This is a genomic window from Mesorhizobium sp. M0626 (assembly GCF_040320665.1).
Classification (GTDB): domain Bacteria; phylum Pseudomonadota; class Alphaproteobacteria; order Rhizobiales; family Rhizobiaceae; genus Mesorhizobium.
In genome coordinates, this window is the sequence record NZ_JAMYQD010000008.1 from 1 (window position 1) to 14,015 (window position 14,015).

The 14,015-nt window shown below is 62.7% G+C and carries 13 protein-coding genes and 1 riboswitch; of the genes, 8 read left to right on the top strand and 5 right to left on the bottom strand.

Annotated elements, in window-relative coordinates:
* Nucleotides 1-214 precede the first annotated feature (214 nt).
* Genes NKI37_RS11335 through NKI37_RS11345 form a run of 3 tightly spaced genes read left to right on the top strand, consistent with a single transcriptional unit; the run spans nt 215 to nt 2,866 of the window.
* Entirely contained in the window at nt 215-781 is a 567-nt protein-coding gene (locus NKI37_RS11335) for a sigma-70 family RNA polymerase sigma factor (protein WP_023683483.1), read from the top strand.
* 14 nt (nt 782-795) lie between these two features.
* Complete coding sequence (locus NKI37_RS11340) at nt 796-1,464, top strand: hypothetical protein (protein WP_023690251.1); 669 nt, start codon at nt 796-798, stop codon at nt 1,462-1,464.
* Nucleotides 1,454-2,866, top strand: a complete 1,413-nt coding sequence (locus tag NKI37_RS11345; protein WP_352790299.1) for a S8 family serine peptidase — start codon at nt 1,454-1,456, stop codon at nt 2,864-2,866. Before NKI37_RS11340 ends, NKI37_RS11345 begins: the two co-directional genes overlap by 11 nt.
* Before the next feature lie 26 nt (nt 2,867-2,892).
* On the opposite strand, the gene NKI37_RS11350 is transcribed toward NKI37_RS11345, so the two are convergent.
* The gene (locus tag NKI37_RS11350; protein ID WP_352790296.1) at nt 2,893-4,239 is read right to left on the bottom strand and encodes an NAD(P)/FAD-dependent oxidoreductase; all 1,347 of its coding nucleotides are present in this window, start codon (nt 4,237-4,239) and stop codon (nt 2,893-2,895) included.
* A gap of 166 nt (nt 4,240-4,405) precedes the next feature.
* Complete coding sequence (locus tag NKI37_RS11355; protein ID WP_023684299.1) at nt 4,406-5,428, bottom strand: substrate-binding domain-containing protein; 1,023 nt, start codon at nt 5,426-5,428, stop codon at nt 4,406-4,408.
* 364 nt (nt 5,429-5,792) lie between these two features.
* Between NKI37_RS11355 and NKI37_RS11360 the strand changes: the two genes are divergently transcribed.
* The 5 genes from NKI37_RS11360 to NKI37_RS11380 all read left to right on the top strand — a co-directional run bounded on the left by NKI37_RS11360 (nt 5,793) and on the right by NKI37_RS11380 (nt 12,401).
* On the top strand, nt 5,793-7,148 hold the full coding sequence (locus NKI37_RS11360) for an ABC transporter substrate-binding protein (RefSeq protein WP_023690253.1): 1,356 nt from the start codon (nt 5,793-5,795) through the stop codon (nt 7,146-7,148).
* A gap of 234 nt (nt 7,149-7,382) precedes the next feature.
* On the top strand, nt 7,383-8,396 hold the full coding sequence (locus NKI37_RS11365; RefSeq protein WP_023668891.1) for a carbohydrate ABC transporter permease: 1,014 nt from the start codon (nt 7,383-7,385) through the stop codon (nt 8,394-8,396).
* 1 nt (nt 8,397) lies between these two features.
* A complete protein-coding gene (locus tag NKI37_RS11370; protein ID WP_352790293.1) occupies nt 8,398-9,552 on the top strand; it encodes a carbohydrate ABC transporter permease in 1,155 nt (384 codons plus the stop codon).
* Nucleotides 9,553-9,557: 5 nt separating this feature from the next.
* A complete protein-coding gene (bglA, locus tag NKI37_RS11375; protein WP_352790290.1) occupies nt 9,558-11,222 on the top strand; it encodes a beta-galactosidase BglA in 1,665 nt (554 codons plus the stop codon).
* Nucleotides 11,223-11,288: 66 nt separating this feature from the next.
* A complete protein-coding gene (locus NKI37_RS11380; protein WP_352790287.1) occupies nt 11,289-12,401 on the top strand; it encodes an ABC transporter ATP-binding protein in 1,113 nt (370 codons plus the stop codon).
* Nucleotides 12,402-12,473: 72 nt separating this feature from the next.
* Here the strand turns inward: NKI37_RS11380 and NKI37_RS11385 are convergent, their stop codons facing one another.
* The 3 genes from NKI37_RS11385 to NKI37_RS11395 all read right to left on the bottom strand — a co-directional run bounded on the left by NKI37_RS11385 (nt 12,474) and on the right by NKI37_RS11395 (nt 13,255).
* Nucleotides 12,474-12,707, bottom strand: a complete 234-nt coding sequence (locus tag NKI37_RS11385) for a DUF680 domain-containing protein (protein ID WP_023696902.1) — start codon at nt 12,705-12,707, stop codon at nt 12,474-12,476.
* Between the two features lie 71 nt (nt 12,708-12,778).
* Complete coding sequence (locus NKI37_RS11390; RefSeq protein ID WP_023668886.1) at nt 12,779-12,982, bottom strand: DUF680 domain-containing protein; 204 nt, start codon at nt 12,980-12,982, stop codon at nt 12,779-12,781.
* 66 nt (nt 12,983-13,048) lie between these two features.
* On the bottom strand, nt 13,049-13,255 hold the full coding sequence (locus tag NKI37_RS11395; RefSeq protein ID WP_023668885.1) for a DUF680 domain-containing protein: 207 nt from the start codon (nt 13,253-13,255) through the stop codon (nt 13,049-13,051).
* A 499-nt stretch (nt 13,256-13,754) separates the two neighbouring features.
* Nucleotides 13,755-13,956: riboswitch (cobalamin riboswitch) on the top strand.
* Nucleotides 13,957-14,015 lie beyond the last annotated feature (59 nt).

Here is a 14,015-nt window from a genome sequence, read left to right on the forward strand (position 1 = left end):
CAACCAATCCGCTTGGCGCTGCGGCGGACGCATAGGGGGAGAGAAGTGTCACCTATGTATCCGGTTCAAAGTGTTACCCATCTATCGGCTGGACACCGGCTCTGGCAACACTCCCTCTCTTCGGTTAGCTTCGCCAAAATTCCTTGGCGGAAGGATGAACCTTTTTGAACCTATCGGCGACAGAGCAGACAGGAGCCAGGCGGCTCGACTGGCCATGACGGCAGCGACCGAGACTGATCGCGCGCTTGTCGACCGGGTCGCGAAGGGCGACCGTGCCGCTGTTCGGCTGCTGTTCATGCGTCACCACGCGCGGGTCTACCGCTTCGTGGTGCGCCAGACGGGATCGGAAATGATGGCCGACGATATCGCAAACGAGGTCTTTCTCGAGCTGTGGCGCCAGGCGCCCGGTTTCGAAGGGCGCTCGGAAGTCTCGACATGGCTGCTCGGCATCGCCCGGTTCAAGGCGCTGTCGATGCTTCGCAAGAAAAAAGAAGACTGGATCGATGACGATGATGCGGCGCAGGTTCCCGACGGCGCCGACACGCCGGAAGTCGCCACCATGAAGGAAGACAAGGGCGCCGCTTTGCGGCGCTTCGTCGATGCCTTGCCGGAGGAACACCGCTCGGTGATCGACCTTGCCTATTACCATGGACAGTCGGTGACGGAGATCGGCGAGGTGCTCGGCATCCCGGTCGCCACCGTCAAGACCCGAATGTTCTACGCCCGCAAGAAACTCGGCGAAGCCCTCAAGGCCGCCGGTTACGACAGGGGGTGGCCATGAGCAATCCTGAAGACATGAGCGCCGCTGAAAAAATGTCGCGCCGTGACGAAATGGAAACGCTGCTGCCGTTCTACCTTAACGGCTCGCTGGAAGGCTCGGACCTCGAAGCCGTCGAGGAATGGCTGGCGTCCGATCCGGCGGCGACGGCGGCGCTTGGCGAGGCTGAGGCGGAATTCTCCGGCGCCACCGCCGCCAACGAGGCGATCCGGCCACCGGCCGATGCGCTCAGCCGCTTTGCCAGGGCGCTCGACGCCGAAGCCGGACCGGTCCGCGCTCCCGCGGGCCGTTCCTGGCTGGCGCAGGCACTCGGCCGTTTCATGGCGGTGCCGGTCGGTGTCGCCTGGGCGGCAGCGGCGGTGCTGCTGGCGTTGGTCGTGGTGCAGTCCTACGTGCAGACCGGCGGCAAGAGCCATGATTTCGAGATTGCCGGCGCCGAGGATGATCTGGCGAAACTGCCGTTCGCGCTGGTCAAGTTCAAGCCGGATGCGAAGATGTCCGACATCGCTGTCTTCCTCGACCAGAACGCGCTGAAGATCGCCGGCGGGCCGGCCGCCTCGGGCGTCTTCCGCATTGCCATCCCGGTCAAGACCGGAGCAGACTACACCAGGCTCGTCGGCCTTATTGCCGCCCAGCCGTTCGCGGAGACTGTGATCGAGGGAAGGAAACCGGTTGATGGCAGCTAGGGCGGTCATTCGATTTGCGGCGATCCTGGTGGCGGCGACGACAATCGTCGCCGTGCCGGCGTCGGCGCAGACCAATGATCCCAATGCCGGCCGGGCCGACTGCACCGACGCGGCCGGAGCGGCGGCTGCCGACTGCCCGAAAGACGGCAATAAGGCCAACGTCGGCGGCGAACCAGGCGCAGTTACCCTTCCGGCCCTGATCGTCGACCTGTTTCCCAACCCACCGGCTCCCGTAGCGCCCGTGCCGACGCCACGGCCGTCAGCGCCGCCTGCCGACACGCAGGCCGGGCCACCCGCCGGCGGGGCGATCGTTTCGCCGACCGATCTTGTCGCGACCGCGCCGCGCCGTGCCATCGCCGGCGAGTTCGTGCCCGACGAGGTGCTGGTGACCGTCGACGGCGATGCCGGCGCCGTCCAGCAGATCGCCGCCTCCTTCGGCCTTGAAGTGCGCTCGCAGCGCCAGTCGCGGCTGCTCGGCACCACACTGGTGCGCTTCGGCATTCCCGACGGCCGCCCGGTCGGCGCCGTGCTGGCGCAGCTGGCAGCCGATGGCCGCACCCTGCGGCGCGAGCCAAACCATATCTATTCGCTGCAGCAGGCGGCCGGCATCGTCAACTATGCCTTCGAGCGCATTCAGCTCGACAACAAGCAAGCCAGTGGCGAAAACGTGCGCATCGCCGTCATCGACACCGGCATAGACGACACCAATCCGGCGCTGTCCGGCGTCATTGCCGACCAGTTCGACGCCATGCCCAACGTGCCGGTCGAAAAGCGTGACCACGGTACCTCGGTCGACGGGCTGATCGCCGGCGTCGGCGCGCTCGAAGGCATGGCGCCCGGCGCCAGGATCTATCACGCCCGCGCCTTCGAGGACGGCAGGTCGACCATGGATGTCATCCTGTCGGCGCTCGACTGGGCGGCGGACCAGAATGTCAGCATCATCAATATGAGTTTCGTCGGCCCCAAGAACGATCTGCTCGCCACCGCCTGCCGCAATGCGCGCGGGCTCGGCATCATCCTGGTCGCTGCTGCCGGCAACAACGGGCCGAAAGCGCCCTATGGCTACCCCGCCGCCTATGACGGCGTGATCGCGGTCACCGCCACCGACGCCAGGGACGGGCTGATGCAGCAGGCCAATCGCGGCGCTTATGTCTTCATCTCGGCGCCCGGCGTCGAGATGGTGGCGCCGAGCGGCGCCGGCTCTGACGTCGTCACCGGCACCTCATTTGCCGCCGCGATCGTGTCCGGCGCAATCGCCAACCTGATCCACGCCTCACCCGAGCGCTCGGCCGACGATATCGAAAAGGCGCTGGCCGCCACCGCCAGGGATCTCGGTCCGAAGGGACGGGACAATGATTTCGGTTATGGCCTGCTGGATACGAAGGCGGCGGCGAACAAGTAAACCGGGCGAATTTCGCGCCACCCAATTCAGAGCGCCGGACCCAGCCGGACAGGGCCGCCATCATGGAAGCGCGACAGCCGGAAGCGGCTGAGGTCGTGCCCCGTCTGGTTTCCCTGGATCATGTCGGCAACGACGCGGCCTATGCCAGGCCCGATGCCGAAGCCGTGGCCGCTCATTCCCGTTGCGACGAAAAGGCTGCCGACTGCCTGCACATGATCCACGATCGGGACGACGTCCGGCATGGCGTCGATCATGCCGCCCCAGCCTGCCTTCAGGCGAACTGTTTCGAGCTGTGGAAAAAGACGTCCGAAATTGCGTTCTATGGAACGCAGACGGGCTCGTTCAGGGGGCGGGTTCAGCACCCGCATTTTTTCGAAAGGACTGACGGAATCCGTCGCCCAATCGCGCGGCGTCGACCAGGCGTCAGGGTAGCCTGACGGGGCGAACGGAAAGTAGCGTGTCCCGAACGGATTGTCCCTGAGGGCGGGAAGGTAATTGGTGGCGTGCCGGAATGCGTCGGGCCCCAAATAAAGCAAATGGCTGCCGCCCGCGGCGAGCGTGTAGCCGCCATCCTGCCGGCGCCGGAACGCGATGTGTTCGTCGGCCGCCGCACCGGCATAGATCTCAGCCAAGGGGTCCGTTGCGGCTGCGGTTACCCTGACGCTGAGCTGGGGGATGGAGATGCCGTGTCTGCGCAAGAACAGAGATGACCAGGCGCCGCCCGCGACCAGCACGCTGGAGGCCTCGACATACCCCGCCTCGGTCCACACGCCCTTGATCTTGCCGCCTGAGATTTCGAGGGTTCGCGCGGCACAATTCTCGACGATTTTGACGCCTTTTCGCGCGGCGAGCCGGGCAAGTGCCGGCACTGCCAGCCAAGGCTCCGCGCGCATGTCGGAGGGCGTCGTCATCGCGCCCTTGAATTTGCGCGACATGCCTTTGACGAGCTTCGCGGTTTCATCTGCGTCCAGCAGGCGCGTGTCGAGTTCATGCATCGCTGCGATCTTCATGAACTCCTCGAAGCCGGCCATGTCCTTGTCGGAGTTCGCCAGGTAGGTCACACCTGTCTGGATCAGGCCGATGTCCTCGCCGCATTCCTCAGCCAGTTGCCGCCACAGGCGAATAGCCTCGATGACGATGGGCAGCTCGTCGGCGTCGCGTCCCTGCTTTCGAATCCAGCCCCAGTTTCGGGACGACTGTTCGGCCGCAATGCGTCCTTTTTCCAGCAGCGTCACCGGGATGTTCCGCCGTGCCAGGAAAAGCGCCGTCGTCACACCGATGATGCCGCCACCGACAATGACCACCTCCGACGTTTTCGGCGGTGGGCCAGGATGCCGGATTGGATCCGTTTCGGAGAACGGGAATATGGGCAAGTGGCGCACCCTGAGGACTGGTTGATGGCTCTGGCTTACTGGTTGCCACCCACTCGAAGCCAAATCAAGGACAGGTCCAGGCAGACCGTTGTCCCAACGAAGTCAATCTATCTGGGGGCAACATCCACATGGGTGAACTTGCCCAGCGGAGCAATTGGATTAGTCCCTAAACCGGCGCGCCGGCGACCGAGCCTCTCACCACCAGGTCGACAGGCCAGACCTCGCCCCGCGCCCCTTCTTCCAAGCCGGAAATGCGCGCTGCCAGGCGTTCGGCGATGCGGGCGCCGGCGAGGCGGATCGACGAGCGCGTCGTCGACAGCGGCACGGAAAAATTCTCCGGCTTCAGCCATGGAAAGACGTCGTCATGGGCAATCAACGACAGGTCGCCGGGAATGGTCAGGCCAAGGTCGCGCACCGCGCGCACGACGCCGAGCGACATGATCAGGCTGGAGCAGGCGATCGCCGTCGGCCGCTCGCTCTGTTCGAGCAGGCGCCTGGCGGCGCGGTAGCCGTTCTCCTCGGTCATGGTGAGTGAACAGACATGGCGCTCGCCGAGCGTCAGGCCGCTCGCGGCCAGCGCCCTGCGCATGCCGCGCTCGCGGTGGATGGCGAAGGTCTCGCGGTCGTCGCCATTGATCAGCGCCAGCCGGCGGTGGCCGAGCTGAACCAGCAGCCGGGCGGCGTCGTGGAAGCCGCCCTCATTGTCGATGTCGGTGAAGGGGTAGTCGAAATCGAAGCCTTCGCTGCGGCCATGGACGATGAAGGGAATGCCGAGCGTGTTGACCAGCGCCACTCGCCGGTCGGCCGGGCGCGGCGAGGAGATGTAGACGGCGTCGACCTGGCGGTTGGCGACGATGCGGCGATAGGTGGTTTCCTGGTCGTCGGCATCGGCCGGCGACAGCACTAGGTCGAGCTCGTGCGAGCGGGCATAGTCGCCGAGACCCGACAGGAACTCGACGAAATGCGGGTCGATGTCGACGGAGGCGCCCGTCGGCAGCACATACCCGATCATGCCCGTCTTGCCGGTCGCCAGCCGGCGCGCGCTCGGGTTGGGCCGGTAGCCGTGGCGCTTGGCGGCATCCACCACACGCCGGCGGGTTTCCTCGTTGACCTCGGGATAGCCGTTGAGCGCACGGCTTACCGTTGTCTGCGACAGGGCCAGCATATGAGAGAGCTGCTTCAGGTTCACTGGGAGGCCTCCAAGCCTCAAAGCGCTTTTAATTTTGAAGCCACGCGGCGCCACAATGGGCGCGGCCGAGCTGGTCGACCATACGCACTGGTCCGGCCAGTTTGAAGCTTAATACGGTGCTGCACCGCCGTAAAACTGTGCTGCAGTGCACTTTACCAAGTCATGCGGCCCGCAATTAAATCGATTAGCCCACCGCCCTCTTGACTTCCAGCCGATTCAATGGCGAGATCAAAAAGACCAAAGCGCTTTGGAAGACCCTTCGAAAGGTTGCGGTTCCTTTCTGAACGAGTCACAGTCCTGCAGCGTCGGCGGGCGGAATGGAGGTTCCGCCCGGGTGTATGTGTCCACACTGGGAGGAATACCGATGAAGAAGATGCTTCTGCTTGGCGCAGCGTTTGCCACACTCGCCTTGTCCCTGCCGGCGCAAGCCGAACTGAAGTTCAAGCCCGGGGAAGACAAGCGCTTCAACTGGGCCAATTACGAAGAGCTGAAGAAGGTCGATCTCAAGGGCGAGACGCTGACCATCTTCGGGCCCTGGCGCGGCGAGGACGAAGGCCTCATCCGCACTGTTCTCGAATATTTTCAGGAAGCCACCGGCGCCGAGATCAAATACTCCTCGTCGGAAAATTACGAACAGCAGATCGTCATCGATACCCAAGCCGGCAGCCCGCCCAATATCGCCGTACTGCCGCAGCCGGGCCTGATCCAGGATCTGGCGTCCAAGGGCCTTTTGACGCCGCTGGGCGACGACACCGCCAAATGGATCAAGGACAATTACGGCGCCGGCCAGTCATGGGTCGATCTCGGCACCTTCAAGGACAAGGACGGCAAGCCGGGCTTCTTCGCCTTCCCCTACAAGGCCGACGTGAAATCGCTGGTCTGGTATTCGCCCGACAATTTCGAGGAAGCCGGCTATAAGGTTCCCAAGACCCAGGAAGAGCTCGCCGACCTCGAGAAGAAGATCATCGCCGACGGCGGCACGCCGTGGTGCATCGGCCTCGGCTCAGGCGGCGCTACCGGCTGGCCGGCGACCGACTGGGTCGAAGACATCATGCTGCGCACCCAGACGCCCGACGTGTATGACAAGTGGGTAAAGAACGAGATCCCGTTCAACGATCCGGCGGTGGTCAACGCCATCGACATTTTCGGCAAGATCGCGACCGACGACAAGATGGTCGACGGTGGGGCCAAGGCGGTTGCCGCGACCGACTTCCGCGACAGCCCGAAGGGCCTCTTCTCGGTGCCGCCGAAATGCTACCTGCACCATCAGGCATCGTTCATCCCGACCTTCTTCCCGGAAGGCACAAAGGTTGGACAGGACGCCGACTTCTTCTACTTCCCGCCCTATGCATCCAAGCCCGAGCTGGGCACGCCTGTGCTCGGCGCCGGCACGCTGGCCATGATCACCAAGGATTCGAAGGGTGCACGCGCGTTCATCGAATTCCTGAAAATGCCGCTGGCACATGAAATCTGGATGGCCCAGGGCGGCTTCGTCACGCCGCTCAAGTCGGTCAACAAGGATGCCTATGCCAGCGACGCGCTGAAGAAGCAGGGCGATATCCTCGCCAATGCCTCGACCTTCCGCTTCGACGGTTCGGACCTGATGCCGGGCAAGATCGGCGCCGGCGCCTTCTGGACCGGCATGATCGATCTGGTCGGCGGCAAGTCGGCGCAGGATGTCGCCACCGACATCCAGAAGAGCTGGGACGCTATCAAGTAGTCAGCTGGCAAGCAGTCAGCTGGCAAGTAACCACTGCCAAGTAATCAGCCGCTTTGGCGGCAAATCAGGACTTCCTCCACAGACTGGGTCCGGGCCGCTACGGCCTGGATCCGACCGGCGCCTTACGCCGGAGCGATCTGCGTTCGTTCGTTTCAGAATAACTTAAATCGGCGCAGAGCCACATCGCCAGGGCTGTTCAAGGCCCGGCCGATCATGCGCAGGGAAGAGGGAACCATGGCTGCTCAGATCTTATCGGCCATTTTTGTCATCATCATCGGCGTCGGCGGCTGCGTCGCCTATTTCTGGGGCGCCAACAAGCTGGTCGACCTGATATTCCCGTCGCGCGGCGTGGCCGGGGCTGCGGCCATCGACAATCTGCGCCGGCAAGGACTGGTCCGTCCGTGGCTGTTCGTCGGCCCGGCGATGATCATCCTCACCGTCTACCTGATCTATCCGGTGGTGGCGACGCTCTGGCTGTCCTTCCTCGACCGCGGCGGCCAGCATTTTGTCGGCTTCGCCAACTATGAATGGGCGTTCGGCGACCGCGAGTTCCGCAACTCGATCCTGAATAACATCATCTGGCTCGCGGTGGTGCCCGCCGCCTGCACCTTTCTAGGGCTGATAATCGCCGTGCTCACTGACAAGATCTGGTGGGGCACGATCGCCAAGAGCCTGATTTTCCTGCCGCTGGCGATCTCCTTCGTCGGCGCCAGCGTGATCTGGAAATTCATCTACGAATATCGCGGCGAGGGCCAGACGCAGATCGGCCTGCTCAACGCCATCATCCAGTATTTCGGCGGCCAGCCGCAGGTCTGGATATCGCTGCCGTTCTGGAACAATTTCTTCCTGATGATCATCCTGATCTGGATCCAGACCGGCTTTGCCATGGTCATCCTGTCTTCGGCATTGCGCGGCATCCCCGAAGAGACGCTTGAAGCCGCGGTCATCGACGGCGCCAATCCGTTCCAGATCTTCTGGAAGATCATGGTGCCGCAGATCTGGGGCACTATCGCCGTGGTCTGGACGACGATCACCATCCTGGTGCTGAAAGTGTTCGACATCGTGCTGACCATGACCAATGGCCAATGGAACAGCCAGGTGCTGGCCAATCTGATGTTCGACTGGATGTTCCGCGGCGGCGGCGATTTCGGCCGCGGCGCCACCATCGCCATCATCATCATGATCGCGGTCATCCCGATCATGGTCTGGAACATCCGCCAGGCGAACAAAGAGACGGGAGGACATTGAGATGGCCGTCGCGACCGGAAAGTCCTTTGCCAGCCGCTTCGGGGTCCACATCGCCGTGCTCGTCTTCGTCGCCATCTGGACCGTGCCGACGCTCGGCATCCTGGTCTCGTCGCTGCGCGACAAGGACCAGATCATCGCCTCGGGCTGGTGGAACTCGTTCTCCAGCTCCAGCCAGACCGAAGCCGGCCGCCTGCCGCCGGCCTCGGCGCAGGTCGAGAAGGACGGCAAGTTCGTGCTTGCCGGCAATATCTTCGGCGACGGTGCTGCGCGCAACATCAGCGCCTTCGGCGTCAAATCGGCGGCGCCGACGCAATATCCGGCCGGCACCACTGCCGATCTCGCCGACGGCGTGACCTTGCAGCTCAATGCCGACGGCACGTTCGTCATGAGTTCGCCCAAGGCTTTCGAAGGCGACCGTGGCCAGCGCGTCTATTACGCCTCGTCGGCGCCGCCGAAATTCACCACCGACAATTACAAGACCGTGCTGTTTTCGGAGGGCATCGGCCGCTCGTTCATAAACTCGCTGACCGTTACCATCCCGGCGACGGTCATCCCGATCCTGATCGCCGCCTTCGCCGCCTATGCATTGGCGTGGATGCGTTTTCCCGGCCGCGCCTTGCTGATCGCCACAATCATCGGCCTGCTGGTCGTGCCGCTGCAGATGTCCTTGATCCCGCTTTTGAAAATCTACAACGGCGTCGGCATCTTCTTCGGTGTGCCGTCGAAAACCTATCTCGGCATTTGGCTGGCGCATACCGGCTTCGGCCTGCCCTTCGCCATCTATCTCCTGCGCAGCTATATTGCCGGCCTGCCGCGCGAGATCATGGAATCGGCGCGCATAGACGGCGCCAGCGATTTCGAAATCTTCGTCAAGATCGTGCTGCCGCTGTCCTTCCCGGTGCTGGCGTCCTTTGCAATCTTCCAGTTCCTGTGGGTGTGGAACGATTTGTTGGTGGCAATGGTTTTCCTCGGTACCGAAGGGGACCAGATCGTGCTGACCGCGAAGCTCAACGCACTGCTCGGCTCGCGCGGCGGCGACTGGGAAATCCTGACGACATCGGCCTTCGTCACCATTATCGTGCCGCTGATCGTGTTCTTCTCGCTGCAGCGCTATTTCGTCCGCGGGCTGCTGGCCGGCTCTGTCAAAGGAGGTTGAGACTTATGCAAGCCGCTTTGAAGGCGACCTCGAAGCCCGATCTCGCCGTCGATCGCGACTGGTGGCGGGGCGCGGTGATCTACCAGATCTATCCGCGCTCCTACCAGGACTCCAATGGCGACGGCATCGGCGACCTCAAGGGCATCATCCGCAGGCTGCCCTACATCGCCTCGCTCGGCGTCGACGCCATCTGGATTTCGCCCTTCTTCAAGTCGCCGATGAAGGATTTCGGCTACGATGTGTCGGACTATTGCGACGTCGACCCGATGTTCGGGACGCTCGCCGATTTCGACGCGCTGGTTGCGGAAGCCCATCACCTCGGCCTCAAGGTGATGATCGACGAAGTGCTGTCGCACACCGCCGACATCCATCCATGGTTCAAGGAGAGCCGCGGCAGCCGTAGCAATCCCAAGGCCGACTGGTATGTCTGGGCCGACGCCAGGCCGGACGGCACGCCGCCCAACAACTGGCTGTCGATCTTCGGCGGCTCGGCCTGGCAGTGGGACACCAGCCGCCAGCAATATTATCTGCATAATTTCCTGTCCGAGCAGCCGGACCTCAACTTCCACAATCTGCAAGTCCAGGACGCGCTGCTCGACGTCACCCGCTTCTGGCTGGAGCGCGGCGTCGACGGCTTCCGCCTCGACACCATCAATTTCTACTTCCACAGCCAGGGGCTGGAGAACAATCCGCCGCTGCCGCCCGAAGAGCGCAACGACCAGACAGCACCTGCGGTCAATCCCTACAACTACCAGGACCATATCTACGACAAGAGCCGGCCGGAAAACCTTGCCTTCCTCGAACGGTTCCGGGCGCTGCTCGACGAATATCCGGCAACCGCCGCAGTCGGCGAAGTCGGCGATTCGCAACGCGGACTGGAAGTGGTCGCCGCCTACACCGCCGGCGGCAAACGCGTCCACATGTGCTATTCCTTCGATTTCCTCGCGCCGGAAAAGATCAGCGCCGCCAAGGTGCGCCAGGTGCTGGAAGCCTTCGGCAAGGTCGCCAGCGACGGCTGGTCGTGCTGGGCCTTTTCCAACCACGACGTGATGCGTCCGGCCTCGCGCTGGGCCGCCGACGAGGCTGACCCGGCCGCCTATCTGAAGGTTATCTCGGCGCTGCTGATGTCGCTGCGCGGTTCGGTCTGCGTCTATCAGGGAGAGGAGCTTGGGCTGGGCGAAGCCGAGTTGCAGTTCGAGGATCTGCAGGACCCCTACGGCATTCGCTTCTGGCCCGAATTCAAGGGCCGCGACGGCTGCCGCACGCCGATGGTGTGGGATGCAACCGCCAGCAACGCCGGCTTTTCGACGGCCAAGCCCTGGCTGCCGGTGCCGGGCAAGCATTTGTCGCAAGCGGTCAATGTTCAGCAGGGCGACGCGGCCTCGCTGCTCGAGCACTACCGGCGCTTTCTCGGTTTCCGCCGCCAGCATCCGGCCCTCGCCAAAGGCGACATCGAGTTCATCGAAAGCGAGGGCGACACCGTCGCCTTCACCCGCCGTGAGGGCAATGAGCAGATCGTCTGCGTCTTCAATCTGGCCAGCAAGCCGGCCGAGGTCGATCTCGGTGGTCAGGCGCTGCTGCCCTTGGCCGGGCACGGTTTTTCGGGACAATCCGGCACAGGTTCCATCCGCCTCGGCGGCTACGGCGCTTGGTTCGGGCGCATCGACTGAGTTTTTGACGAAACTGGATTTTTTGAGGAAATCCAGGTTCTCTAGGGAAATCACTGGGAGGAAATTATGGCCGATGTCACGCTGAGACAGGTGAAGAAATCATACGGCAATCTGCACATTCTCCACGGCATCGACCTCGACATAAAGTCGGGCGAGTTCATCGTCTTCGTCGGCCCGTCGGGTTGCGGCAAGTCGACCTTGCTGCGGTCCATCGCCGGGCTTGAGGAGATCACCTCCGGCGAGCTGAAGATCGCCGGCGAGGTGGTGAACGACGTGCCGCCTTCCAAGCGCGGCATCGCCATGGTGTTCCAGTCCTATGCGCTCTATCCGCACATGACCGTCTACGACAACATGGCCTTCTCGATGAAGATCGGCAAGGAAAGCAAGGCCGAGATCGACAAAAGGGTGCGGCAGGCCGCCGAAATCCTGCAACTGACCAAATATCTCGACCGTCTGCCCAAGGCGATGTCGGGCGGCCAGCGCCAGCGTGTCGCCATTGGCCGCGCCATCGTGCGCAACCCGAAAGTGTTCCTGTTCGATGAGCCGCTGTCGAACCTCGACGCCGCACTGCGCGTCGCCACCCGCATCGAGATCGCCAAGCTCAAGGAATCGATGCCTGCCACGACCATGATCTACGTCACCCACGATCAGGTCGAAGCGATGACGCTGGCCGACCGCATCGTGGTGCTGAAGGACGGCCATATCGAGCAGGTCGGCACGCCGATGGACCTCTACAAGAAGCCCGGCAATCTGTTCGTCGCCCAGTTCATCGGCTCGCCGGCCATGAACATCCTGCCGGCGACGATCGACAAGACGGGCAACCCGACAATCGTCAGCCATGTCGGCGGCCGCAAGGCCACTGTGCCGATTGCAACGCTGGCGTCAGCCAAGGGTGCGGCGGTCAGCTTCGGCGTGCGGCCGGAGGATCTGTCGGTCGCCACCGGCACGGAATATCTTTTCGAGGGCGTGGTGGACTATGTGGAGCAGCTCGGCGAGGTGCAGCTGGTCTATATCGATATCGGCCGCGCCGACCTGCCATTGGTGACCAAGCTGCCCGGCAATGTCGAGGTCAAGCGCGGGGCAAAGCTGCGGCTGACCGCGGATGCCGGGGACCTGCACATCTTCGACGCCGATGGGCACTCCTTCTCGCTCAAGCCGGTGGAAGTGAAGGCGGCTTGAGATAGCTGCGTCGTACAGGCATGAAAAAAGAGCGGCGGGCTAGGCCCGCCGCTCTTTTTTAAGCTTCGGCTGTTAGTTGTTGCCGAACCGATCCCTGTCGCTGCTCTGAGGAACGAACTTCTGTTGGTCGTCCGACGAGTTCAGCAGCTTGTAGACCGCCGAGTTGGTGCCGGTCGACGAAGTGCGGGTGGTGTCGACGGCAGCGGCCGGCTGGTTGGCGCCATTGGAGCCATAATTGTCGCTGCCGGCAAAGGCAGCGCTCGAAACAGCCAGAACGGCTGCGGCGGCGAGAACGATCTTCTTCATTTTAGTCTCCTGAATTTTTCTGATGCCGCCAGCTGCAGCGGATAAGCCCGCCACGTGCTGGAAACCGGCTTTTAGCGGCCGAAAAGGTTACGGTCGGCACCGTGGGCAGGCGCCTGCTCGGCTGGAGCCGACTTCTCAACCGAAGCCGTATGGCCACTATCGGTCGACGTAATCGCAGGCTGGTTGGCGCCGTTCGAACCGTAGTTGTCGCTGCCGGCGAAAGCGCTGCCGGAGATGGCCAAAACGGCGGCGGCAGCAAGGATGATCTTTTTCATTTCAAATACTCCTGAATTTTTTGGGATCCCGAGAGCGACGGGTTAGCCGCCCTTCTTTGGTCGGGATCAGCGATTGCCGTAGAGGTCGCGGTCGGCGCCCTGAACGACAGGCTGCTTGTCAGCGTGCGCCGGCTTCTGAATGGAAGCCGTATACGAGCTGTCGACCGAGACGGCTGGCTGGTTCGCACCATTGGAACCGTAATTGTCGCTACCGGCGAAGGCGCTGCCGGTGATCGCCAAAACGGCTGCGGCAGTGAGGATGATCTTTTTCATTTTTAGTACTCCAGTTTGTCTGTCCGTCTAGCGGCGTGTCTTGGGAGGAATTCGCGTCGTTCGGACAGCCCCGATGTGGGAAAGCCATAGGCTGGTTTCCAATCACGAAGTTGTTCCGTGTGGACCACGGTCCTGCACCTTGAAATTGTGCCAGGAAGTTCCTCTATGGTCATTTATCGCATTGTTTTCAGTCGCTTATGCCGAACCGAGTGGTTCGCTCCGATGTCGGTTTCCGGGCCGTCGTTCACACCGTCCTGCACGCATTGTCAACAGAAACGAACCGTTCGGTTCGATTACAGATTGCTAATAGTAACTTTTCGATACCGTTGAGCCCTTTTTGCCCCCGATCGAACTGGATCCGCAGCGATTCGAAACGGCGATGATGGCGTCGCAAGAAACGTCTCAGCTCTTTGACCGGCGGCGGGGGGCGTATGCCGCGCGTGTCGCGCCGCATGGATATGATGTCGCTTTCATGCCGACGTCGCGATCGCTGCCGTGATTAGATGATCGCATCTCGGGTGCCGCTTCGTGACGACGCAGCGGAGAATTGGGAAGCCGGTCAGAATCCGGCGCTGCCCCCGCAACGGTGGTGGAGTTGAAGTCGCAACGGGAGACCACTGGGCAAGAGCCTGGGAAGGTGTCGCGATGGTCCGCAAGGACAACTCCAGAGCCCGGAAACCAGCCCGAGATGCCTAGACTCGACTGATCGCGGTGGGCGGTCAAGAGGTGGATAGTGCATGTCCGGCGCCGCGCCGGCCTG

Bases quoted from the DNA above. Each gene is read 5' to 3' on its own strand.
- NKI37_RS11335 (WP_023683483.1), top strand. From the start codon at position 215: ATGACGGCAGCGACCGAGACTGATCGCGCGCTTGTCGACCGGGTCGCG.
- NKI37_RS11340 (WP_023690251.1), top strand. From the start codon at position 796: ATGAGCGCCGCTGAAAAAATGTCGCGCCGTGACGAAATGGAAACGCTG.
- NKI37_RS11345 (WP_352790299.1), top strand. From the start codon at position 1,454: ATGGCAGCTAGGGCGGTCATTCGATTTGCGGCGATCCTGGTGGCGGCG.
- NKI37_RS11360 (WP_023690253.1), top strand. From the start codon at position 5,793: ATGAAGAAGATGCTTCTGCTTGGCGCAGCGTTTGCCACACTCGCCTTG.
- NKI37_RS11365 (WP_023668891.1), top strand. From the start codon at position 7,383: ATGGCTGCTCAGATCTTATCGGCCATTTTTGTCATCATCATCGGCGTC.
- NKI37_RS11370 (WP_352790293.1), top strand. From the start codon at position 8,398: ATGGCCGTCGCGACCGGAAAGTCCTTTGCCAGCCGCTTCGGGGTCCAC.
- bglA (WP_352790290.1), top strand. From the start codon at position 9,558: ATGCAAGCCGCTTTGAAGGCGACCTCGAAGCCCGATCTCGCCGTCGAT.
- NKI37_RS11380 (WP_352790287.1), top strand. From the start codon at position 11,289: ATGGCCGATGTCACGCTGAGACAGGTGAAGAAATCATACGGCAATCTG.
- NKI37_RS11385 (WP_023696902.1), bottom strand. From the start codon at position 12,707: ATGAAGAAGATCGTTCTCGCCGCCGCAGCCGTTCTGGCTGTTTCGAGC.
- NKI37_RS11390 (WP_023668886.1), bottom strand. From the start codon at position 12,982: ATGAAAAAGATCATCCTTGCTGCCGCCGCCGTTTTGGCCATCTCCGGC.
- NKI37_RS11395 (WP_023668885.1), bottom strand. From the start codon at position 13,255: ATGAAAAAGATCATCCTCACTGCCGCAGCCGTTTTGGCGATCACCGGC.